This window comes from Prevotella merdae (genome assembly GCF_900290275.1).
GTDB classification, from domain to species: Bacteria; Bacteroidota; Bacteroidia; order Bacteroidales; family Bacteroidaceae; genus Prevotella; species Prevotella merdae.
Genome location: NZ_LT985323.1, coordinates 448,677 through 474,400 on the forward strand (window position 1 = coordinate 448,677; position 25,724 = coordinate 474,400).

General features: G+C 44.5%; 17 protein-coding genes. 9 read left to right on the forward strand and 8 right to left on the reverse strand.

Translation table 11 applies throughout. The annotated features are described in order from the left end of the window. Positions 1–45 precede the first annotated feature (45 nt). Together C9991_RS01835 and C9991_RS01840 are read right to left on the reverse strand one after the other, a co-directional pair. The gene (locus C9991_RS01835) at positions 46–249 is read right to left on the reverse strand and encodes a hypothetical protein (RefSeq protein ID WP_106810928.1); all 204 of its coding nucleotides are present in this window, start codon (positions 247–249) and stop codon (positions 46–48) included. Positions 250–265: 16 nt separating this feature from the next. Next, positions 266–1,447, reverse strand: a complete 1,182-nt coding sequence (locus tag C9991_RS01840) for a phosphoribosylaminoimidazolecarboxamide formyltransferase (protein WP_106810929.1) — start codon at positions 1,445–1,447, stop codon at positions 266–268. 104 nt (positions 1,448–1,551) lie between these two features. On the opposite strand from C9991_RS01840, the gene C9991_RS01845 reads away from it, so the two are divergent. Next, entirely contained in the window at positions 1,552–1,779 is a 228-nt protein-coding gene (locus tag C9991_RS01845; RefSeq protein ID WP_106810930.1) for a hypothetical protein, read from the forward strand. Between the two features lie 51 nt (positions 1,780–1,830). Here the strand turns inward: C9991_RS01845 and C9991_RS01850 are convergent, their stop codons facing one another. The 3 genes from C9991_RS01850 to C9991_RS01860 form a co-directional block, all read right to left on the reverse strand. Continuing rightward, positions 1,831–2,568 carry a LytR/AlgR family response regulator transcription factor gene (locus tag C9991_RS01850; RefSeq protein WP_106810931.1) on the reverse strand — a complete coding sequence of 246 codons (738 nt, stop codon included), beginning with the start codon at positions 2,566–2,568 and terminating at the stop codon, positions 1,831–1,833. Then, complete coding sequence (locus C9991_RS01855) at positions 2,565–3,821, reverse strand: sensor histidine kinase (protein ID WP_232823223.1); 1,257 nt, start codon at positions 3,819–3,821, stop codon at positions 2,565–2,567. Before C9991_RS01855 ends, C9991_RS01850 begins: the two co-directional genes overlap by 4 nt. A gap of 86 nt (positions 3,822–3,907) precedes the next feature. Beyond that, positions 3,908–7,318, reverse strand: coding sequence for a helix-turn-helix domain-containing protein (locus C9991_RS01860; RefSeq protein ID WP_106810932.1), 3,411 nt, complete (start codon positions 7,316–7,318; stop codon positions 3,908–3,910). Positions 7,319–7,458: 140 nt separating this feature from the next. Between C9991_RS01860 and era the strand changes: the two genes are divergently transcribed. The 3 genes from era to C9991_RS01875 all read left to right on the forward strand — a co-directional run bounded on the left by era (position 7,459) and on the right by C9991_RS01875 (position 10,460). Then, positions 7,459–8,340 carry a GTPase Era gene (gene era, locus C9991_RS01865; RefSeq protein WP_106810933.1) on the forward strand — a complete coding sequence of 294 codons (882 nt, stop codon included), beginning with the start codon at positions 7,459–7,461 and terminating at the stop codon, positions 8,338–8,340. A 333-nt stretch (positions 8,341–8,673) separates the two neighbouring features. Next, on the forward strand, positions 8,674–9,987 hold the full coding sequence (der, locus tag C9991_RS01870; RefSeq protein WP_106810934.1) for a ribosome biogenesis GTPase Der: 1,314 nt from the start codon (positions 8,674–8,676) through the stop codon (positions 9,985–9,987). Between the two features lie 71 nt (positions 9,988–10,058). Beyond that, on the forward strand, positions 10,059–10,460 hold the full coding sequence (locus tag C9991_RS01875) for a hypothetical protein (RefSeq protein ID WP_106810935.1): 402 nt from the start codon (positions 10,059–10,061) through the stop codon (positions 10,458–10,460). A gap of 41 nt (positions 10,461–10,501) precedes the next feature. Here the strand turns inward: C9991_RS01875 and C9991_RS01880 are convergent, their stop codons facing one another. The 3 genes from C9991_RS01880 to C9991_RS01890 form a co-directional block, all read right to left on the reverse strand. Beyond that, entirely contained in the window at positions 10,502–11,380 is an 879-nt protein-coding gene (locus C9991_RS01880; protein ID WP_106810936.1) for a carbohydrate kinase family protein, read from the reverse strand. 33 nt (positions 11,381–11,413) lie between these two features. Then, a complete protein-coding gene (locus tag C9991_RS01885) occupies positions 11,414–12,625 on the reverse strand; it encodes an MFS transporter (RefSeq protein WP_106810937.1) in 1,212 nt (403 codons plus the stop codon). A gap of 186 nt (positions 12,626–12,811) precedes the next feature. Beyond that, on the reverse strand, positions 12,812–14,536 hold the full coding sequence (locus tag C9991_RS01890; RefSeq protein ID WP_106810938.1) for a glycoside hydrolase family 32 protein: 1,725 nt from the start codon (positions 14,534–14,536) through the stop codon (positions 12,812–12,814). Positions 14,537–14,768: 232 nt separating this feature from the next. On the opposite strand from C9991_RS01890, the gene C9991_RS01895 reads away from it, so the two are divergent. From C9991_RS01895 to C9991_RS01915, 5 genes are all read left to right on the forward strand, one after another. Continuing rightward, on the forward strand, positions 14,769–17,009 hold the full coding sequence (locus tag C9991_RS01895) for a hybrid sensor histidine kinase/response regulator transcription factor (RefSeq protein WP_106810939.1): 2,241 nt from the start codon (positions 14,769–14,771) through the stop codon (positions 17,007–17,009). Positions 17,010–17,250: 241 nt separating this feature from the next. Further along, a complete protein-coding gene (locus tag C9991_RS01900; RefSeq protein WP_106810940.1) occupies positions 17,251–20,367 on the forward strand; it encodes a SusC/RagA family TonB-linked outer membrane protein in 3,117 nt (1,038 codons plus the stop codon). 105 nt (positions 20,368–20,472) lie between these two features. Further along, positions 20,473–22,212, forward strand: coding sequence for a RagB/SusD family nutrient uptake outer membrane protein (locus tag C9991_RS01905; RefSeq protein ID WP_106810941.1), 1,740 nt, complete (start codon positions 20,473–20,475; stop codon positions 22,210–22,212). Positions 22,213–22,303: 91 nt separating this feature from the next. Next, entirely contained in the window at positions 22,304–23,809 is a 1,506-nt protein-coding gene (locus tag C9991_RS01910; RefSeq protein ID WP_106810942.1) for a DUF4960 domain-containing protein, read from the forward strand. A gap of 11 nt (positions 23,810–23,820) precedes the next feature. Then, the gene (locus C9991_RS01915) at positions 23,821–25,356 is read left to right on the forward strand and encodes a glycoside hydrolase family 32 protein (RefSeq protein WP_106810943.1); all 1,536 of its coding nucleotides are present in this window, start codon (positions 23,821–23,823) and stop codon (positions 25,354–25,356) included. Positions 25,357–25,724 lie beyond the last annotated feature (368 nt).

The window sequence follows — 25,724 nt, forward strand, 5'->3', positions numbered from 1 at the left end:
GGGATATGTCATTATTCAAATACTGCACAAGTTATACTTGCGACATTACTTTTTGTGCCTATTGGCACGCTGCTCGCGGTATTTGGCCTTTTGCCTTGCCGATCCGCTGCCGTGGGCACCGGTGATGTATTGCTTCTTCTTTGCCTTTGTCTTCACTTTGCCGTCGTCTGTCTTCGCCGAAGAAGCACCGCCACGTCCCCATGAAATGCCATTGGCAATGATTGCGTCGATATCGTCGCCTTTGCTCATAGTTGTATATATTTAATTAATGGTGGAACAAACGTACACCTGTAAACGACATTGTTATACCATACTTGTCGCATGTTTCGATAACATTGTCGTCACGCACCGAGCCGCCAGCCTGAGCTATATACTCAACACCGCTCTTGTGCGCACGCTCAATATTGTCTCCGAACGGGAAGAAAGCGTCTGAACCAAGAGCTACACCACGGTTCTGGGCTATCCAAGCCTTTTTCTCCTCCATGGTCAATACCTCTGGCTTCTTCTTAAAGAATAGCTGCCATGTACCATCACGCAGAACATCGTCATGATCCTCAGATATATATACGTCAATGGTATTATCGCGGTCGGCACGGCGTATACCGTCAACAAATGGAAGGTTCATTACCTTCGGGTGCTGACGCAACCACCATATATCAGCCTTATTGCCAGCAAGACGTGTACAGTGAATACGGCTCTGCTGTCCGGCACCAATACCAATTGCCTGACCATCCTTAACGTAGCATACAGAGTTAGACTGTGTGTACTTAAGTGTGATAAGTGATATGATGAGGTCGCGAATAGCCTCAGGAGTGAAATTCTTTGCCTTTGTAGGTATGTTCTCGAACAATGCAGGATCGTCGAGCTTAACCTCGTTGCGTCCCTGCTCAAATGTTACACCGAACACCTGCTTGTGCTCTATTGGAGCCGGAACATAGTTGGGGTCTATCTTTATCACATTGTATGTGCCCTTGCGCTTTGCCTTGAGTATCTCAATAGCCTCGGGTGTGAAGTCGGGAGCAATAACACCGTCGCTCACCTCACGCTTAATGAGTGTAGCTGTAGCTGCGTCGCAAGTGTCGCTCAATGCAACAAAGTCGCCATACGAACTCATGCGGTCGGCACCGCGAGCACGGGCGTATGCGCAAGCAATAGGTGATAGTTCAATCTTTACGTCGTCAACAAAGTAGATTTTCTTAAGGGTGTCGCTCAATGGCAAACCTACTGCAGCTCCTGCAGGAGATACATGCTTGAACGATGCAGCTGCTGGCAGACCAGTTGCAGCCTTAAGTTCCTTTACAAGTTGCCACGAGTTGAGAGCGTCGAGGAAGTTGATGTAGCCAGGACGACCGTTAAGTACTTCGATGGGGAGTTCGCCTTCTTCCATATAGATACGTGAAGGCTTCTGGTTCGGATTGCATCCGTACTTAAGTGCTAATTCTTTCATACAGTGATTATAAGAATGAAAAATATGTCTGCAAAATTACTATTTTTCCATTAAAAAGCCGTACATTTGCCCCGAAATATTACATTATCAGTAGGTTGTGAATTATGAATTACGCACTGAAGAAACTTTTTGATGCGGCTGAGCACAAACTTGAGCTCATTCCGCAGAAGATGATTGCCCTCGAAAAATTGTCTAAATACATCAAGGGCACAGAGAAACCTAAGCGTGAGATTCTTGATAAAATCTCGCTGCTTGTGGGATATCAGGATTGGGAAAAGTTTAAAGAAGCCCTGCACGGAGAAACTGACGGACAGGACAACTTTAAAGAATAGTATGGAATCATCCCAAATAAGATTGGGACAAGACCCACTATCCCTCTGCTACTATCTGCCAAGATACTTGTCGGCAAGATATGTCGATAACGACTCCTTATATATGTCGCCAACGGGCAGATAAGTATCTGCATCCATAACGATACGGTTCTTGGTAACCTCCATCACCTTCTTCATATTGACAATATACGAGCGGTGAATACGCAAGAAATAGGCGGGCAAGCGTTCTTCAAGCTTCTTCATACTGAGAAGTACGACTAAAGACTTTTGTCCATCAAGATGTATTTTTAGGTATTCTGCCATTCCTACAACGTATCTTATGTCATTGATATCGACCCTTACCACACGATGGTCGGTCTTAAAAAATATGGTGTCGTCCTCGTTCTCGGATTGTATAGGAGCGGTATGTGCAACCGATGGCATTACATTCTCAAGTTCGTAACGCTTCTTTACACGTTGGGCAGCACGGCGAAAATCGTCTAAACTAAATGGTTTAAGCAGATAGTCTACGGCATCTACCTTATATCCGTCTACCGCATACTCGGAGTAGGCTGTAGTGAACACAACTATAGGAGGTGCCTGAAGCGAGCGCACAAAGTCCAAGCCGTTGATATCGGGCATATTGATATCAACAAACAAAGCGTCTATCTGTTCTTTCTCCATTATCTCACGAGCCTCAATAGCACTAAGACATTGTGCTACAAGCTCAAGGAATGGTATCTTTGCTGTGTAGGCGGCGAGCTGCTGCAAAGCAAGAGGCTCGTCGTCGATAACGAGTGTTCTTATCATTTTAGATTCTGTTTTTGTTGGTTATTGTTTTGCATATCGGTTGACAGTTGTCTACCATTAGCTTGAGTGATGGGTGACGTTAGTGGTAAGTCTAGACTTACCTCATACTCGCTCTCACCATCTTCGATATTGAGTGTGTATGTATCATGAAACAGAAGGTCGAGTCGACGGCGCACATTCACCAATCCCATACCACCTTCTTTCTTCTCTTTCACCGTAAGCTGTTGCTTACTATTGCTGCATACAAACTTCAGACGGTCGTCCTTCACATCTATTGTTATGTATACAAACGACTCGGTAAGATAGCTTATACCATGCTTGAAGGCGTTTTCCACGAACATGATGAGCAACAGTGGAGGTATCATCTTATCGGGTAGATTGCTTGGTGCCGACAGACGGATGCTTACCTTATCTGTATAACGCAATCTCATGAGTTGCACATAATTGTTGAGGAATTGTACCTCGCGTGGCAATGGTATTAACCTATTGCTTCCCTCGTACAAGATATACCGCATCATCTTAGAAAGCTCCACTATGGTGGTCTTGGCACGTTCAGGGTCGATGTCCACAAGAGCATGAATATTGTTGAGCGTATTCATAAAGAAGTGTGGATTGACCTGATACTTAAGATACTCCAATTGACGCTCCAGGTTGTGCTTGTCTATCTGCGCCATAAGTTTGGAGTCTTCTTGCGACTTGAAATATAACTTAACACCAAGATTCATACCAATAAGCAATATTCCACCAAAGGCAGTTACAAGTTCGCCAGGTCCTAAGAAAGGGAAAGGCTCGTAAGGTCGCAGATATGAAAATCGACGAGGATAACGCTGACCTTTAGCTTGTTCTTTAGATGCATCATCAAACATCTCTTCGGGTTCATCTTCAGGTCTAAAGTCTGGTATATTGTCTCGGTATAACACCCTTTCGTGCCTGCTATATCGAGGCAATCGGTGGTGATGAAACTCGGGACGCATAAACCACAGCGTAACCATTGCCACAGCTACAACAGTAAAGCTAAGTACAACATATAATATGGTGCGTCGTTTTAGGATGAGCAAAGGGGCAAGCAGAAAGTTGTGTACGGCAAACAAAACAAGCCATACAGTATAGAATTTCCATGCACTGAATATCTCGTACCATGAGAACTCGATATGTGGATTGGATGACATTCGCATATATAACCCCATCACTGGAGATATATATATCAATATCCACATCAATGTATAAATGAAATGTTCCTTGCGGTAATTCATCTTTGTCGTTTTAGATGAAGCAAATGTACGCATATTATATATAGTATAGAAAAATATTCAACGAATAGAAAAGTTTGTTATATGAACTAATGCTTGGCTGTGCTCCATGCTGTTGGTGTTATGCCATAAGCTTTTTGGAAACACTTGGAGAAGTAACTCGAGTTGGAGAATCCTACCATGTACATCACTTCGGATACAGAGAACCTGCCCTCTCTTAACAATATGGCAGCTCGCTGCATACGTATCTGGCGTATAAACTCAACCGGTGTCTTGCCCGTCATCTGCTTAACCTTACGGTACAGCAACTTAGAACCAAGTCCTAAGGTTTCCTGCAAACGTGTAACATTGAAATCGGAATCGGCCACATGAGCCTCAACAGTTTCGGTTATCTTGGCAAGCAAACGTGCATCGGCACTGTCGATGTCGGGTGTTTGTGTTGCAACTGTTGTATCCGATACAGATGCATTGTGTGCCGTTGATGTCTGCACCGTGGCAAATGCAATATTAACTACAGTACCTTTATCATCGCTTTCTACCATGGCATGTCCACTGTTATGCTCGGCATACTCGTGTATTATGGCAAGGGTGTTGCCACCTGCTTGCTGCTTGGAACCTGTTACATGGAAGTAGCGGTTGAATACAAACGGCATGTCGGCCTTAGCTATAATCATACCGGGTATGCATATACCTACCGATGTTTTGCCTTCGGCTGAGCTTACGCTAACAGATATTGGCATGTCGGCATTATGGTTGTCGGCGGCAAAGACTATCAGTTCGTCTAACACAGATTGCATACCAACCACATCAATACATACAAATGCCGTTGGCGCATCAGTGTGATATTCTATGTCAAGTGACTTGCCATATCTTTGTCGGGCATCATCTACTGCACGCCTACAGAAGTCGGCTATGTCTACAGTTATCATTGCAGGCTTATCGTTATTAGATATGGTCTGTACATCGAGAGCCTTATACACCAACGAGTTCATATTTACAACATCACGGCGCATCTTTTCAAGAAGGCGCACGTTATTGGTGTCGTTCTCATCATGAAGCATACCAAGTATAGAGCCGAACAATGAGCCAAGTGGTTGCTTAAGTTGTCTGGACAAATTGTCGAAGAAAGCCGAACGAGCCGCTGATTCTTGCATAACTTGCTGCTTGGCTTCGCGCTCCTCACGTAGACGTCGACGTATCATATAGAAGTTTACCGCCCATGCTATCAATGCCATAACTATAATCAGATACAGCAACTTTGCCCATAACGAGAGATACCACGGTGGAAGAATCGTTACATGCAATTGATAAACCATACCTTCGGCCTTGCCCAAGCCATCAACCTCGCGCACTTCAAGTGTGTACTTGCCCGAAGGCAACGCGCTATAGTTTATTTCCTGTCGCTCTCCGTGCATATACTGCCATTGATGGTCAACACCCTCAAGTCGGTAAGCATACATACGCGGTTGTTTACCCGACATTGGAAGGTCGGACAACATGAACGATAGATTGTTCTGTCGAGCCGTAAGTGTTATCTCAGACAGATAAGTAGGCGCTCCATATTCGGATATATATGGTTTGCCATCAACCATCAGAGCCGACAAAAGGAATTGCGGACGCTTGGTCTTGGGTTGTAGATTATGAATGTTTTCTGTAGGAACAGCAACTATAGCATCGTTGCCTCCAAGCAACACATGACGTGAAGTACGATCGTACCATACTGCAAGCGGTCGGAATCCAGGAATAGAGAAGCATGTAGACGTGCCTTTCGGATTAAGTATACAGCAGTCTTGCCCCATAAATATCCATATATTGCCTTCTACCTCGCACAGCATGGCACCATCTGTATAGCCCTCAATGCAGAAACTCTCTGACTTTCCGTTGGCTCCAAAACGTCTTATCTCGCCTTGCATTGCAGCCCACACATTGCCATTATTATCGGTGCATATGTTGTTTACGTTTTGATCTTTGCCAACAATATGCTCCACATGCAATGTGTTAATATTGATACGGTCTAATCCGCTGTCGTACATTCGTGCCCACACATATCCATGTCCATCGGTCACAAGTTGCCATACATGTATGCCTTGAAGTTCCTTCAGAAAGTGGCGATCGGCAATTATTGTTGGATTTGTTGCCGTCAATAGTTTATGCTTGTCTATAACAAATACGCCACCCATATACGAGCTTATCCAGTATCGTCCCTTTCCGTCGTCCACAATATCATAAGCCCATGCCGTGTTATAACGGTTAGAATGGTCGGTAACGACAATGTTTCGCATCTGTCGTGTAACAGGATTGTATATGTTAAGTCCATGGTCGGTACATATTATCACCGTACCATTGCTGTCAGAATAGACACGTCTAACACGGTTGTGCGACATATAATGTGTAGGCGAGTTCTGACGATACCACGTTACATCGCCATTATTGTCAGGCATAAAACCTTTTGTGGCATTATAGCTTATAAGTCCATTTGTTCCGCCAAGCCACAAACGTCCGTCTGGGCTTCGGTATATAAGGTGAAGACAGTTACCATCGCCCGTTTGGGTTATGTCGCCAAGCGGAATATAATTGAAGAACTTATATCGTTTGATGTCTGATACACCCTGATCGGTTCCAGCCCATATGTTACCCCAACAATCAGTAAATACTGCCCATACAATATTGTTGGCAATAGAACGTTGCGATCGCGAGTCGTGTAAGGCATGCGATACAATAGTGCCGTTAAGCTTGTTGTATGTATATAGTCCGTTATCAGTTCCGGCATAAATCAGGTTGCCGTAAGCAGATAGCGACTTAACCGAATTGCCCGATAATGCCGGTACAGCCTCGAGATGCTTTCCGTCATATTTATATAGCGCACCCTCGGTTCCTATCCATACGGCATTGCCGTCACTAAGAAGAGCGTTGACAAGTGGTTGCATTCCATTGCCTATGCGTATAGGCAATGCTGCCTTGCCGTGGCGAAATAGTGTTAACCCTGATATTGTACCAACAAGCAAACCATACTTTGTGGCAAGCAGCGAGTATACATTATGCAATGTCTTGCTCTCTATGCGTATATCGCCCATCTGCATATTACAGCTAAACAGACCTTGAGCTCCGCCAAACCACAGCCGACCATCATAATACGTCACGGCACGAATATCGCCTTTTGCCTTCTCAGGTTGCGCTTCATAGCGTCCGTTTCTTATATTGTATACAATAAGTCCACGCTCTGTAGCCATATACAGTTTATTATGCTGCATATGTATTGAATGGATGCGTGTGTTGACAGCCGAGCCATCTGTAGCGATGTTATGTGGTATAGTGCGGTAGCCATCATATGAGTAGAGTCCGTTGTCGCTGCCAAACCACAATATACCTTGTTCGTCTTGTGCAATAGAACATACGGAAGAGGCGTCGGCAATACTGACATTGTCGAACTCCTGGGCTGTAACATTAGATGACAACAGCAGTGCAAAAAGCGCTACGATTGCTGTATATAGATATCTCATTCTTAGTTTTATAGGTAATGTATATGCAAATATATCTTTTTTTTCTCATACTTCACACTATTATTTCAACTTTTTGCTATTAATAATTATGTATATGTAAAAAAATAACTAACTTTGCATAAAGTACTTTTTTTGAATATATGCACAAAGCAGGATTTGTAAACATAGTTGGCAATCCTAATGTAGGCAAGTCGACACTGATGAATCAGCTTGTTGGCGAGCGTATAAGTATTGCCACATTCAAGGCGCAAACAACGCGCCATCGTATCATGGGTATTGTCAATGAAGACGATGCCCAGATAGTATTCTCAGATACACCTGGTGTGTTGAAACCAAACTACAAGCTTCAGGAATCAATGCTCGCTTTCTCGGAATCTGCACTTCAAGATGCCGATGTACTGCTATATGTTACTGATGTTGTGGAGAACCCAGAGAAGAATATGGACTTCCTTGACAAGGTTAAGAAGATGACCATACCTGTGCTCTTGCTCATTAACAAGATAGACCAAAGCGACCAGAAGACTCTTGGCGATACTGTAGAGAAGTGGCATACGCTATTACCTAATGCCGAGATTCTACCAATATCTGCAAAGAACAAGTTTGGTGTCGACATGCTTATGCGACGTATCAAGGAGTTGTTACCCGACTCTCCCCCATTCTTCGACAAAGACCAGCTGACAGATAAGCCTGCCCGCTTCTTCGTATCGGAGATTATACGCGAGAAGATTCTACTCTACTATGATAAGGAGATTCCTTATTCGGTTGAGGTTAAGGTGGAGTCGTTTAAGGAGACCGACCGCAACATCGACATCCATGCTGTTATCTATGTAGAGCGCGACTCGCAAAAGGGTATCATCATCGGACATCAGGGCGTAGCTTTGAAGAAGATGTCGACAGAGGCACGCAAGTCGCTTGAGAAATTCTTCGGCAAGAGTGTGTATCTACACACATTTGTTAAGGTTGATAAGGATTGGCGCAGCTCGAAGAGAGAGTTGGATAACTTTGGGTATAACCCGGAGTAAGAGTTTTGAATTTTGAGTTTTGAATTTTGAGTTTTGAATTTTGAATTATCGGCTACGCCGATTAGGAATTAATCTATTAGGAGTTAAGAATTCGTAACAGAACAACTCATAATTCACAATTGCCGAAGGCAACAACTCACAATTCAAAACTCAAAACTCCCAAATGCGACAGCATAGCTGTCGCATCCCCTGAATAGAAAAGAGGGGATACTCTTGCCAGAGAGGCAAGGGCCGGAGTTGGTCAGCTTCGGAAAATGTATTAACAAGGATGCAGAGACCACATCCAATCCCGCCCGTTGATGGGAGGGAACAAATGACTTATTTAAACAAAACATGGCAAATTTAGTAGCAATAGTGGGACGCCCTAATGTGGGAAAGTCTACACTGTTCAACCGTCTAACCAAGACACGTCAAGCTATCGTAAGCGATACAGCTGGTACTACACGCGATCGTCAGTATGGTAAATGCGAATGGAACGGACGTGAATTTTCTGTTGTAGACACTGGTGGATGGGTAGTAAAGAGCGATGACATCTTTGAGGATGCCATACGCAAGCAGGTTATCGTGGCTACAGAAGAGGCTGACCTCGTGCTCTTCCTCGTTGATGTTCAGACTGGACTTACCGACTGGGATGAAGATGTAGCACAGATTCTGCGACGCACTAAGCTTCCTGTTATCCTCGTGGCTAACAAGACCGACAACAACGACCAAATTTACGATGCTGCCGAGTTCTATTCATTGGGCCTTGGCGAACCACAATGTATATCATCGGCAACTGGTAGCGGCACTGGCGACTTATTAGACCTTGTGCTCTCAAAGCTTAAGGCAGACGTTAAGGACGAAGTTGAGGACGGTATTCCACGTTTCGCCGTGGTAGGTAGACCTAATGCAGGCAAGAGTTCTATTATCAATGCATTTATTGGCGAAGACCGCAATATCGTGACAGAGATAGCAGGTACAACACGCGACTCTATCTATACACGCTTCGACAAGTTCGGATTTGACTTCTATCTTGTAGATACTGCTGGTATCCGACGCAAGAACAAGGTGTCTGAGGATTTGGAGTTCTATTCGGTTATGCGTTCTATCCGCGCCATCGAGAATTCGGATGTATGTATCCTTATGATTGATGCCACACGAGGAATAGAGGCTCAGGATATGAACATATTCCAGCTTATACAGCGCAATAACAAGTCGCTTGTTGTGGTTGTAAACAAGTGGGATCTTGTTGAGAATAAGGACCAGGCTGTCATCAAGACATTCGAAAACGCTATACGTCAGCGTATGGCTCCATTCGTTGACTTCCCTATAATCTTCGCATCTGCCCTTACCAAGCAGCGTATATTTAAGGTGCTCGAGACTGCCAAGCAAGTTTACCTCAACCGCAAGGCACATGTAGGAACATCTAAGCTCAACGAAGTTATGCTTCCCTTGATTGAGGCTTATCCGCCACCATCAACCAAGGGCAAGTACATCAAGATTAAGTACTGCACACAGTTGCCTAACACACAGATTCCTTCGTTTGTGTTCTATGCAAACTTGCCACAGTATATCAAGGAGCCTTATCGCCGCTTCCTCGAAAACAAGATTCGCGACAACTGGTCAATGCACGGATGTCCTATCAATGTATTTATACGACAAAAGTAAAACATATATAATAAGGAGGCTATGGCATTGCAGCCATAGCCTCCTACGTTTTATATAAATAAAAAAAGGAAATGCGAAATTCTTTTTTCTTTCTCCTAACTCTCTTCATCCTGTCTTTTGCCTCATGCAGCAAACCTATTGAGCCAAAGCCTGAAGAGATAGCCGGACGCGCAGCCAAAGCCTATTACGACTACCTTATACAAGGTAAGTATGATGCCTACGTAGATGCTTTCTACCGACCAGACAGCATACCAGCCAGCTATCGCGAACAACTAATTGTTAGTGCCAAGCAGTATGTATGGCAGATGAAAACCGACCATGAGGGGCTTATGTCTGTAGATATAGCCGGAGCTAAAACCGATACTGCACGCCATATAGGCAGTGCATTCCTTGTACTAAGTTTCAAGGATAAAACCAAGGAAGAAATTGTTGTACCATTGGTACTTAATAAGGGCAATTGGATGATGCGATAGTATCATCCGATTGCCCTTTTCTTTATATATTACAAATAACCTTAAACGTTCTTCACTTCCTCTGGCAATATCGGCATTGCTCCGTTTTGTGTGCAAACATATGCACTTACATGTACGGCTCGCTTATGCGCATCTGTCACCGGCATACCAGCAAGTATCGAGGCACAGAATGTACCTGTGAACGAGTCACCTGCACCAACAGTATCAGCAACCTCTACCTTAGGAGTTGGCTGGAATGACATAGAGCCTGGTGTAAATACATAACTGCCGTTCACTCCGCAAGTCAATACAAGCATATCAAGGTTGTACTTGCCAAGGATAAGCCAGCACTTGTTCTCGATATCCAAACCTGGATAACCGAACATACGACCGATAAGTACCAATTCCTCGTCGTTGATCTTAAGCACATTGCAACGCTTCATGCTCTCGCATATTACCTCCTTGGTGTAGAAGTTCTGACGAAGGTTGATGTCGAATATCTTCATACAGTCCTTAGGAGTTGAATCAAGGAACTTGTATATCGACTCACGGCTCACTACATTGCGCTGTGCCAATGAGCCCCAGCATACAGCACGTGTGTTCTCTGATATGGCCTTAACCTCATCATTAAATGGAATATTATCCCAAGCCACATTCTCCTTGATGTCGTATGTCGGTATACCCTCATCGTCAAGCGTTACCTGGACAGTACCTGTTGGATAAGGTACACGCGGCATACAATACTGTAGTTTTTTCTCTTCAAGCTGCTCTATGGTCTCATCAGCAAGTTTATCCTCACCAAGTGCACTAACAGCGATAGAGTTCAATCCGAACTGTCCTGCATGGAATGCAAAGTTTGCAGGAGCGCCACCTAATTTCTTTCCCTCAGGAAGCACATCCCAGAGTGCCTCACCAAGTCCTACTACATATTTAGTATTCATTATATTAGTTGTTTTTATTGATTAACTTTCGTATTACTGTTTAACTTTCGGAATATAAGAGAGCAGATAAACTACACCTACAGCCATTACCGCTGCTGCCCATATCTGCGGATACTGTGAGCCTGCTTCTTTAGCGGCATCGCTTGCAAAGCCCATAAAGAGCGGGAACACTGTGCCACCGAACAAGCCCATAATCATAAGACCTGATACCTCGTTCTTCTTCTCTGGTGCAGAAAGCATAGCCTGAGAGAACACGATAGAGAACACATTTGAGTTGCCATATCCTACAAGAGCGATGGCAGCCCAAAGTTCCCACTTCTCTGTACCAAACACAAAGCCCACCATTGACAATGCCATCATAAGCACAATGATAGTGAAGAATGTGCGGATATTGAGCTTGCGCATAAGGATTGAACCAGTAAAGCAGCCCAAGGTACGGAATGCGAAGTATATAGATGTGGCATACTCAAACTGGCTAAGTGTGTCGCCTGCACCTCCAAGACGTTCAAACAGAATCTTCGGAGCTACAGCATTTGTGCCTACATCAATACCAACATGACACATGATACCAATAAACGAGAGAAGGATAATTGGCGATCCAAGCATCTTCAGACAGTCTACAAAGCCAGATGCCTTGCCCTCAATAGGCTCTTCCTCAATGTTAGTCATACCGAGCCATAGTGTAGCTACCATACCAACAATAAAGAACAAGAGGAACAATATGCGCCAACTCAATCCAAAGATAGGAGCTGTTGTTGTTGCGCCCCATGCTGCTATAAGCGGAGCTATGAACGAGGCTATCGCCTTAACAAACTGTCCGAAGGTAAGTGTTGAAGCCAAATGACCCTTTACAAGCATCGTAACCAACGGGTTGATTGAGGTCTGCATAATGGCATTGCCTATACCAAGGAGCGAGAATGATATGTACATAAGCCAAAGCTGGCTCTCTTTGGTAGGCATAAAGCTATCGAAGAGTGGCAGGAACACTGCCAATGTTGTTATCACAATAGAGAGGAGTACTGTCTTCTTACGACCAATCTTATTCATCAGCATGCCCGTAGGCACAGAGAATATAAGAAACCAGAAGAATACAAGCGAAGGAAAGAAGTTGGCTGCCGAATCAGAAAGTCCAAAGTCTTCCTGCATGTTGTTCGACACTGAGCCGACTAAGTCGACAAATCCCATAGTGAAGAATGTTATCATCACTGGGACAAGTGTGAGTTTACTTGAGTTTGAATTGCTCATTTGTGTATTTACATTTTAGTTATTAGTTGCTTTGTGATATTTTCACTGCTGCAAAGTTACCGGTTATGAAGCAGAAAGAATATAAATTATGTTACAACTGATTGCAAAATTCGTATCATACAACATTTCAGCAATAATTGTAACATTTGTAGAAAGTACGGCCTTGAGCCGTACTTTCTTATAGATTTACTTAAGATTATAAACCACGTACTTGCCCTTGCCCTTAAGCGTAACCTTGTTGTAAGATTTGGTAGGGAACACAAGGTTGGTCATTGCCATACGGCCCTCAGCATCAAAAGCCTCGATGCTGCTCTTGTCTATAAACAGACGCAACTGCGACATCTTTCCGTGTACAGGTGCTTTTGTCACAACTGCAAAGTCGTCGCTAAAGTCTTTCAGTCCGCTATTTGTGCGGTCCATAGCAAAGGTGTTGTTCTTCTCGTCATATACCATAACCACCTTCTCGCCCTTATCGTTCGACAATGTAAGTGTGGCGCTGCCCTTAAGCGAAACCACTACCTCACAAGTCTCTGTCAGATTCTTCGTAGCTTTCTTTGCACGTGCGGCAGTTAGTTCAGGCGATGGAGTTACACCGCAATATATATCGCCATTGTATTCGTAAAGGTCAAGATCGCGTGGTATAGAGTTGCCCGAACGATACTGCATTGTTGGCACCTGGTTGGCATATTGCCAATTGCTCATCCATGCCATAGCTACACGTCGTCCATCAGGAGCGTTATCAAATGTAACAGTAGCATAATGGTCCTTGCCATAATCCATCCATTTTGTTACCTCAGGCTTGGTGTCGCATGTAAACTTCTTTCCGTCAAAGTCGCCAACAAAGTATTGTGTAGCCGAACCACCGAATGGGCCTCCAGGATTAATGTTACAAATAAGCATCCATTTGTACTTGTCGGTACCGCGTACCTTCATCTTCATAAGGTCAGGACATTCCCATACACCACCATGATTGCCATACTCAGCACCAAACTGACTCTCAAGAGTCCATTCCTTCAGATTGTCAGACGTATAGATATTCATATGCTGTCCCTCAGCAAGAATCATGTTCCACTTCTTTATATCCTCATTCCAGAACATGTGAGGGTCGCGGAAGTCGGGTGTGTTGCTCGTAATCACAGGGTTGCCAGCATATTTTGTAAAAGTCTTTCCATTGTCGGTGCTGTAAGCAAGGCTCTGTGTCTGGTTCTCGCCTGCCGATGTATACATAGCCACAACAGAACCATTGCCAAATCCGGCAGTATTGTTATGGTCTACTACAGCCGAACCAGAGAATATTGTACCCCAAGCATCAGGTTCAACAGCCTTGCCCTCAAACTTCCAGTGCATAAGGTCGGTAGATGTGGAATGTCCCCATGTCATGTTCTCCCATTGCGAGCCATAGGGATTAAACTGGTAGTAAAGATGCCATACACCATCCTTATAGAACATACCGTTAGGATCGTTCATCCATCCATAAGCTGGAGTGTGATGATAGACGGGACGATACTGCTCTGTATTTGTCATGTCGTATGAGTCGGCATACTTCATGTTCTTCCAGCATGTAAAGCTCGAAACACCACCATCGTTACGATAGGTGCCATTGACATGAATGTCGAGAGAGATGTTCTTGCTGTTCTTGTACTCGCTGATGTAGAGCGGCACATAATAGTCGATGTGGTTTGAAGCGAGACGGATGTTGAATGCCTTCACCTGACTGTTGCCGTCAATCACCTTTATATTACATATCTCTGCCTTCTCTTGCACCGGCAGAAGAAGCACTTTCTGTGAGTTGTCTACACGGTAGATGCAGTGGTTGTTGCTAAGGAAATTAGCCTGTTGTGCCGAGGCAGCCATTGCAAGCCCCAATACAAACGATGTTGCCGCTGTACGGCTGAATAAATTCTTTTTCATATTTTTATATAGGTTTTTAGAATTATCCAAAAATAGCGTGAGCTGTAGATAGTTGATTTCTGCTGCAAAGGTACGTTTTATATCATAATGTGAATGTTATTTATGTTTCCTAAACTTACAAGAATTACGTAATGAAACAATACTTAAACGAATAGTCATTTTTTTTAACTACAGGATATAAGATTTTTCTGTAACTTTGCCATTGAAAACATATAAAACCTAACATTTACATATGAAAACCAAAACTTACAACACATTATTTATAATGTTGGCAGTGCTTATACTCGCCACTGGTTGCACCAGCAACTATAAATATAAGATAGGTGTATCGCAATGTGTGGGTGGACGCTGGCGCGAGAAAGCCAACATTGAGATGCTTTCTGCACAACATCTATACGACACCGACGTAAAAGTGATCATTAAGAATGCCGACAACAGAAACGAGCGGCAATGTCTTCAAATAGACAGCCTCATCAACGAGGGTGTCGACCTGCTTGTGGTTTCGCCAAACGACTATCATGCTCTGAATGGAAGTTTGCAACATGCCCGCGACAAGAACATTCCTATAATTTTCTTCGACCGTACTACAGCCATGAAAGACTATACAGCCTATATAGGCGGCGACAACATTGAGGCAGGACGCAAGATGGCGGAATACGCAGCAATGCTATGTCGCGATAGTGTAAAGACGGAAGGACGACAACCTATAGTATTAGAGATGACAGGACCGCTTGAGATATCACCTGCCGCACAACGACATAAAGGTTTCAGCGAAGCCATTAGCCGTTATTCAGATATCGACTACCATCATGTGCCAAGCAAGTGGTCGTATGACGATTGCAAGCGCATCATGCAAGAATGGCTAAAAGAAGGCAAGACCGTAGATGTAGTGTTTTGCCATAGCGACCTTGCAGCTATTGGTGCCTATGAGGCTGCCAAAAAATTTCATAAGGAACGCGACATTCATTTCATTGGTATTGACGGACTACCTGGCGAGGGTATAGACGCTGTGCAAAAAGGACAACTCTCTGCATCATACATATATCCTACTCATGGCGAGGAAGTTATAGCTCTTGCCTTGCGTATACTTGAAGGAAAACCCTTTGAACGTGTGAACAACATGAAGAGCTTTGTTGTAACGCCTCAAAATGTTGCAGACATATCGCTGAGCAGCAACTCATTGATGAAACAGAACCAATATCTTGCAACAATACAGTCGAAACTCGAGACTTATCTCGGTTTCTATCACATCCAGCGCTCACTACTCATCGTGGCATTCCTCGTAATACTGCTATTGGCAGTGGCTGTTGCAACCACATGGCGTGCCGTAAAGGTCACACGTCGTGCTAACCGTCGTATGCGTGAGTTGAATGACGAACAGACACGTTTCTTTACAAACGCATCACACCAGTTGCGCACTCCACTTACACTTATAGCCGGACCCATAAACCAACTTGCCGAAGGCAAAGGTGACAAACAACAACTCATCGACATTATTCAACGCAATGTGGGACAACTACAAAGACTTATAAGTGACGTACTTTTGTTCCGTCGCGAGAACCGCGCTACTGTTGACGACACGACCGCAACTACTAATGAGCAACTAACAGCAAGCCGCAAGTCAGTACAAGACTGTCGTCATGACATTCTTGTAAATAACAATGCCGACGAACTCGCTACAGTGCTTATCGTGGATGACAATGCCGACATGCGTGCCTATCTGCGCACTCTACTACTCGACCGCTACTATGTAATAGAGGCTGCCGACGGACAGAGCGGACTTAAACTTGCCGTAGAGAGTGTGCCCGACATAGTGGTGTCGGACGTGATGATGCCAGTAATGGACGGACTTACTTTCTGTACACGCCTTAAGCAGCATGAGGCAACAAGCCACATTCCAGTGCTTCTGCTTACTGCACGCAGCAGCGAGCAACAATATATCGAAGGATTGCAGACTGGAGCCGACATGTATATGACAAAACCGTTCAGTGCCGAACTGCTTCTTGCCAACATAGCCTCGCTACTTGCCAATCGCCAGAAACTACGCCAATTGTTCAAAACTCAAAATTCCTCATCGGAGTTACCGACAATTCTTGCTCTGGCAAGCGGCAAAAGCCGAGCGCAACATTCAACATCCATTTCGCCCGACCGCAGATTCCTTGACACCTTCCTCAAGGCTATGGATAAGCACATGAGCAACACCAACCTCAAGATAGAGGTTATAGGCGACGAAATAGGACTCTCACGCGTTCAGCTCTACCGCAAGGTTAAAGCCCTCACGGGCATGACTCCTATAGAGATACTGCGCGAAACAAGACTGAAACGAGCCATGCAGCTGCTAAAGACAACCGACAAGACAGTATCAGAAATAGCCAACGAAGTGGGATTTGCCACTCCAGGCTACTTCTCGTCATGCTTCAAAAAGCAGTATGACAAGTATCCAACGGATGTAAGAGAGGAAATGAAGGTTTAATTTTACGTAACAAAAAAGAAAAAACTCAACATTTTTGACTATACTGTCAACGATTGTTGCATGTAACATGAGTGATATTTTGTGAACGATTCATGAAATATCACTTTTATTTTATTCTCTAACTTTGCAATCGTAAACAAGACGCTGCCTCAACAACGCAGTTCTTGTTAAGCTAAAAACCTTTATTAGGTATAATAGAGAACAAATAAAAACTTAAACCAAAACAAAAAACGTATATCTTATGAAGAAAGCAAAAGTAGCTTTAGTAAGTATGCTCATGCTTGCCGGTTCTAGCATTTATGCTCAGACCAACGGCATCAACGGAACGGTGACCGACAACACGGGTGAGCCTATCATTGGTGCATCAGTTAAAGTTAAGGGTTCCTCAAATATGGGCACTGTTACCGATATTGACGGTAACTTCAAACTCAATGTAAAACCCGGCGAAACCCTTATCATTTCTTATATAGGATGTAAGGATCAGGAGGTAAAAGCAGGCGAGAATCTTAAGATTGTGCTCCAAGACAACTCTGAGGTATTGGGCGAAGTAGTTGTAACTGGTTATCAAGTGCAGCGTAAGGCCGACTTGACTGGTTCTGTATCAGTAGTAAGCACAAAAGACCTAAAATCGTCAGCAGATACCGACCCTATGCGCTCTTTGCAAGGCAAGGTGCCAGGCATGACTATCACTACCGACGGTTCGCCTATTGGCACTGGTACTGTTCGTATACGTGGTATTGGCTCATTCAACTCTTCACAAGATCCATTGTTTGTTATTGATGGAGTGCCTACAACTACAGCCCTCAACTCGCTCAACATGAACGACATTGAGAGTATGCAAGTACTCAAGGATGCCGCATCTGCATCAATATATGGCTCACGTGCTGCCAATGGTGTAATTATTATTACCACCAAAAAAGGCAAGAAGGGCAGCAAACTCAATGTAGACTTCTCGACAAACCTCACTGCACAATTCTACAACTCGCAGTCGATGATGAAGCTCTGCAATACACGCGAGTATGCTACAGCTATGGCACAAGCTGCCCTCAACGATGGCATCGACCCTGTGGCTTATGCCCGTAACTATGGTCTCGATCTCAACGCATCCAGCGGACGCACTATCAAGGCATACGACCCTTCTACTGGTAACTATAACACATATACTGTCAATGGTATATACGATGGTTACATCAATGCCAAGAAAACAATGCGTATATCGGATACCGATTGGCTTGACGAGATATCACGCACTGGCTTTATGCAGAGCTACGACCTCTCCCTTTCTGGAGCTACAGACAAGTTTACCGGACTCTTGTCTGCCGGATACAAGAAGAACGACGGTATATTAAAATACTCCAACTTCGAGAACTTCTCAGCACGATTCAACTCTACATACAATGTTAACAAGATAGTAAGTGTAGGCGAGAATGCAACTGTCACCTACTCAAAGCAAGTTGATTGCGCTCCTATGGAGAATGCACTGAAGATGTCACCTACCGTACCCGTGTACGAAGAAGATGGAACAACATTCGGAGGTCCGGTTGGTGGCATGAGCGACCGTCAGAACCCTTTGCGCGAGATGTATATGAACCGCGATAATGCCTTGAAGATATGGCGTGTTTTCGGTAATGCTTACGTTGACGTAAAACCGCTCAAGGGTCTTATGCTCCGCTCAAACTTCGGTCTCGACTACTATCACTCGTTCATTCACTCAATGAGCCACACCTTCAAGTCGGACATTGTGAACAATGATATTCCGAGCACCACACTCTCTGCCCACGATGACGTGCGTTGGACATGGAGTAATACAGCCAACTACAACTTCAAGATAGCACGCGACCACGACTTCACGGTGCTTGCTGGTATGGAGTTGCACAAGCAGACTGTAGAGGATATGGGAGCATATGCACAAACATTCGCAATTGAAGACAAGGACTATATGTGGCCAGATGCCGCAACTGGTATTGAGAGAGCAACAGGTATTGGTTCTGGATACACATTGGCATCATTCTTCGGAAAGGTTGACTACAACTGGCAAGACCTTGTTCTCGCATCATTCACCATACGTCGTGACGGTAGCTCACGTTTTGGCAAGAACAACCGTTATGGTAACTTCCCCGCTGCTACACTTGGCTATCGTCTTTCGAAGAACCTCAAGGCATCATGGATAGACGATCTTAAGATTCGTGCATCATGGGGTAAGACTGGTAACCAAGAAATATCCAACACAGCGCTCTACGGCTTGTATGTTGCCGATTATGGCTCTGACCGTGTAACATCTACCGCATACGACCTCTACCGTCAAGGCACTGGCATTTTCCCATCAGGCTTCCGCGCCACACAGACAGCCAACGACAACCTGAAATGGGAAACCACAATACAATATAACGTTGGTGCCGACTTCTCTTTGTTCAACCAGGAACTCTACGGAACTGTCGATGCTTATATTAAAGATGTAAAGGATATGCTCATATCACCCGCATATCTCGGTGCAATGGGTGAGGGTGGTGCAAGTTGGTCGAATGGTCCATCACTGCGCAATATAGGTATGGAGGCTAACGTTGGCTATCGTCATACTACAAAGTATGGTCTACGCTATGACGTATCTGCCAATATCGACTTCTTCCGCAACAAGGTTACATACCTACCTTCTACAACCACAGGTTCGTATGCACATACAATGAAGGAGAACCTTGTACAGTCAAAGAAGCCTTATGGCTCTATAGTGGGATACGTTGTTGACGGACTTTTCCAAAGTCGCGAAGAGGTACTTGCCTCAGGTCAGCCTAATGCCCGTATAGGCGGACTTAAGTATGCCGACCTTGATGGTAATGGCTCTATTGATGCCAACGACCAAACTTGGATTTATAATCCTGTACCTAATTTCAACTGGGGCTTGAACGTGTCGCTTGGATATAAGAACTTCGACCTCTCAATGTTCTTCCAGGGCGTGTGCGGTGTAGACGTATACAACAATCAGAAATTCCAGACAGACTTCTGGAGCATAACAGACGCTGGAAGCAACAAGGGCAACCGCCTGCTTGGAGCATGGACCCAAGACAACACATCGTCAACAATTCCTGCGCTCACAACCAACAATACGGGCGACGAGGGACGTGCATCATCATACTTCGTAGAGCATGGCAACTGGATGAAGCTTCGCTCACTGCAAGTAGGCTACAACTTCAGCGACTCATTGCTGAAGAAGCTCAACATGACATCGGCTCGTGTATATGTTTCAGGTCAGAACCTCTTCACATGGAAGAGCAACAGCTTCACCATATCCGACCCAGAGAATTCCAACTGGGCTTATCCACACTCTTCATCAGTGTCGTTCGGACTACAGGTTGGCTTCTAATATATAATAAGGTGGGGATAATACTCCCACCCTACTATATAAACAATAATGAGTAGAATAGAAAACAGTAATATTACGCTCCAAACAATTTAAAGATTAACAATAATGAAAAATCTATATAAATATATATTTGCAGCAATGTTTACACTCGGTACTACAACATCATGCAGCGACTTCCTTGACGAGTCACCTAAGGGAGTTATTGACAAGGACAAGGCATTCAGCCGTCCCGACCAAATGGTTACTTCAGCATACGCTATGCTCGGCGATTGCTGGTATTCTTATCCATTCAACCTTTGGCCATACGGTGATTTGGCTTCAGACGACTGTCTGAAAGGAGGTTCAGGCACTACCGACACAGGCTATCACCCAATGGAGATATGGTCTACCATGACCTCTACACCAGGCGAGTTTGACGAGCTTTGGTATCGTCTCTTTTGTGCCGTGAGCCGTTGCAACCGTGCCTTGCTCTCGCTTGAGCAATATGGCAACGACAAACTCGGCGAAGAAACATGCAAGCAACGTGTAGCCGAAGTGAAGTTCCTCCGTGCCCACTTCTACTATAAATTGATAACCATGTTCCGTCAAGTGCCTTGGATTGACGAGAATGTTACAGCCAACAATCTCCAAGAACAAACTCGTAACGACGAATTCACATACGAGGAATTGTTCGGCAAGATTATCAATGACTTTAAGGAGGCTTACGACGTGCTACCCGATGTGCAGACCGACAAGAATAGAGTGAACAAGATAGCTGCTGCTTCATACCTTGCCAAGTGCTATCTCACCCTTGCCTATGGAGACGGCTACGAAGCTACCAACGGCTACGACCATATCAACAAGGATTATATGCAGAAGGTGGTGGAATACACCAAGGTGGTGAAGGACGACCCCAACTATGGCTATCTTGAGGATTATGGTGACATCTTCCTTCCTGAAGAAAAGAACAGTAAGGAGAGTATATTTGCAGTACAGACTTCTGACTACAAGGAAGACAACACCACCTACGGACGCGCCAACTGGAGCAATATGCTTAATGGAGTATGGGGTATGTGGTCGTGCGGATGGGATTTCCACAAACCATCACAGGATCTTGTTAACGCATTCAAGACAAAGAACGGTTTGCCTGAGTTTGACGATTACAACAAGACCATCGACTATCCTATCAATGGCAGTCCAAACGCTCAGAAATGGGATCCACGTTTGTTCCATACCGTCGGTATGCCTACTTTCCCATACAAGTATGAAAAGGAATACACCCTCACAAAGGCAAATAGCCGCACACCTAACACTTACGGCTACTACTGCTCTATGAAGGAAGTTCCGCAGCGCTCTAAAGGTGAGACCTACGATGGCTCATGGCAGGCATTCGCCATGAACGACTATGTGTTCCGCTACACCGATGTTATGCTTATGCGTGCAGAGGCTCTAATCGAGACCGACAACCTTTCAGAGGCCCGCACTATTATTAACGACATCCGTCAACGTGCAAAGAACTCTGTAGACAAGCACATTGCTTATGCCGAAAACCAGTGTGAGATAGCTCTCTATCCAGAGACTTACTTCCAGGACAAAACTACAGCACGCAAATGTCTGCGCTGGGAACGTCGATTGGAACTTGCTATGGAGAACGGACGCTACTTTGACCTGCGCCGTTGGGGTATAGCTTCTGAGACACTCAACGCTTACTTCGCAAAGGAACAGAACGATGTATACGACGGACAGACATACGCTCAATACTTGAAGGATGCTCACTACACACCCGGCAAGAACGAGTTCTATCCGATACCATACAACCAGCTCTACTACGTTCCTGGACTGTACAAACAGAACAAGGGATACTAAATGATACGCCACAACGGGCAAAAGCATTTGCTATATAGCTTTTGCCCTTACTTGGCGAATGAATTCTAACATCTAAACAATTATTCAATTTATGAAAACAAGGATTTCTAATATATTTATATTATTGGCTATCGTGCTCTTATCCGCCTGCCAAAGCAACGACTACGACCGTAGCGACATGATAGTCAGCGCACCCGATGCCTCATCCATAACAGGCCAGTTACAGCACGACGACTATGTATGGCAATGGAATGCTCTGCCTGATGGTGAGAGTATGCAGATAGCCACCTACCGCGATGGTACACTTACCTCCACCGAGGTTGCTTCTGGTAATACTTACGTTCAGAAAAATGTACCAACAAACGTTAAGTTTGAGTATGTGTTCAAGGTTACTGACGGCACAAATGTTTCATCTGGAGTAGTGAAAGAATACACCCGCGAGGGAGCTACATCTATCACAAATCTATCAATGAAGCAGGTTGATGTTAGCGATGGTTACAATGCCGAGATAACATGGAGCAAGGCAACTGACGCTACAAGCTTGCTACTTACCGCCACCAATGGTATTCGCAACATTAGCGAGACTCTCGATGCTGGTGCTACATCATACACCATCAACAACGTTTCAGACGGCGATACATGGAACGTTACAATTGTTGCCGTAAACGATAAGGGCACAGCACTTGCCACATCATCGTCGCTGCGTATAGGCAAGACTACCATTGGATTCCTCAGCACTTATGCTACTGCAGACGAACTGATACAGAATGGTGATGACGATGAGGCTTCGGCATGGCTTTGGCTACATAGCCAGTATGCTTCTGCCAAGTTTGTATCGTTCAAAGATATCCATTCTACTGCCGACCTTGCACAGTTCCGCGTACTATTCTGGATACGCGACATTGAGACAGGTAATGAGGCTGATGTATGGAACATTCCTTCAAATGTACTCGCAGCAACACCTGCAATACGCCAATGGTACAAGGATGGCGGCAACCTGCTGCTTTGGGGACATTCTACTGTATATATAGGTACACTTGGACGCATCCCTACTGATATGCTGCAGAACAACGACAAGAACATTGGATGTGCAGCTGGTGGATATAATGGAGACGTGTGGAAGATGGCTGTACAACTTAATCCTGGCGGTAAGTTCAGTATTGACATGTCGTCACACCCTATATACAACGGCATTGACGTAGAACAGACCGACCGTACCAAACTTATAGCCGTGAAGGGACCAGGCTGGACTGAAGACCACAACTGTCTATTCTTCAACATACCTGCTGTACTAACCGGACAAGGCAATCAAGAAATGGCTTGCTACAGCATATTGACCGACACATATGGAATATATCCACTCGCTACATGGGATTCACAGATTGACTGGGTTTCACAGCTCAATATATGGGAGGCTCGTCAGGGCAATACCGACTTCAAAGGCACTGTACTCTGCATTGGTAATGGTGGTTGCGAATTCTCAATGAAGAACGACAACGGCACACCAAACATAAGTGCTTATCCTAAGAACAATGTATATCAGGACAATGTGCTTAAACTTGCAAAGAACAGCCTTGAATATCTCAAAACAAGATAATAGAATATATTATGAACAAATCGATTTTTATTATAACCTGTTGTCTATTTGCCGCAACATCGTTTGTGGCGTGTACCGACTCAAATTCGGAGGGCGAGATAGAATTGCCAACCGCTCCCACTACACCCGACACTCCTGATACTCCCAATCAGCCATCTGATGATAACTATACGGAGCAGTACCGTCCACAAATACATTTCACTCCAGCCAAGAATTGGATGAATGACCCTAATGGTCTTGTATATCTTGACGGCACATATCATATGTTCTACCAATATAACCCTAAGAGCAATGATTGGGGAAACCTAAGTTGGGGACACAGCACATCTACCGACCTTATACACTGGACAGAGAAGAACGTTGCTCTATCACCCGACGAACTTGGTATGATATTCTCTGGTTCGGCTGTGATAGACAAGGACAATACAGCCGGATTCGGAAAGAATGCTATTGTTGCTATATATACGTCAGCCGATGCATATCAGCAGCAAAGTCTTGCATATAGCACTGACGGAGGTGCTACATTCCAAAAGTATGAAGGCAATCCTGTGATTAAGAATACCGAATTGGCTGACTTCCGCGACCCGAAAATATTCTGGCACGATGACTCTAAGCAATGGATTATGTCGCTGGCATTAGGATGGCAATACGGTATACAGTTCTGGGCATCAAAGGACTTGAAGAACTGGACTAAACTCTCTACATTCACAACTTCTATAAGTAGATGCAACCGTGGACAGTGGGAGTGTCCTGACCTTTTACAGATGGATTATAATGGCACCAAGAAGTGGGTGCTCATAGTAAGTGTCAATCCTGGTGGCCCCACCATAGGAAGTGGTACAATGTATTTTGTAGGCGATTTTGACGGCAATAAGTTCACAGCCGACGCACTCGATTATCCGTTATGGCTTGATTATGGTGCCGACAACTATGCTGGCGTTACATGGAGCAACACACCTGGTCGTACTGTTTATATAGGATGGATGAACAACTGGCAGTATGCTGGAGCTTCTCCTGTATCACCATGGCGTTCGGCATTTACTTTACCACGTGAACTGTCATTGCACGAATACAACGGCAAACCGCTTTTATACAGCAATGTGGTAAAGGAACTTGAGGCTTCTGCAAGCGAATGGAAAGAACTTACAGCTAATGCTTTTGATGCCGCCAATGCCTATGAGGTAGAACTGACAATGCCTATAGACAATGATGCCGAGATATCTCTTGTCAATAAAGAGGGCGAACACCTCGACTACACACTAAATGCTGCCACAAACAGCATTATTGCCCATCGCAACAATCAGACTGGCAAAACTTCGTTCAACGGCAACTTCTCGTTGCCATCGGTAATAGCACCGCTCAATACCGAGGGCAATAGCGTAACACTACGCCTTTATATCGACCAGTCGTCTGTAGAATTGTTTACTGGCAACGGGTCCATGGCACAAACCTTGCTTGTATATCCTAAGAGTATATACAATAGCATAACCATCAATGGCAAGCCAGCCACTGGACGCGTACGTACTATAAAGTCGATATGGAAATAACCAAATTGACACATATATAAACGAATACGAGGAGCAGGTGTTTCTTTCCTGCCCCTCGTATTGTGTTTTATCCTGAGATCTTCTTTACTAACTCTAAAACCTATTGTTTACCTAAAACTACAAACTTAATTTTACTGACCTACTAAAACAACAAAATATATATTAAAAGTCAAAGTAATATATTAAATGGTCAAGTAATAACAGTTCAGAATTATCTTTACATATAGGAGGTATGGCATCCTTGCCATACCCACTAAATTGGCTGTACAATCATGGCAGAGTGGGTATGGCAGGGATGCCATACCCTCCTACTGGTACATATATAAAAAAACAACCACGCTGCATCTACTGCGGCGTGGCTATCAATT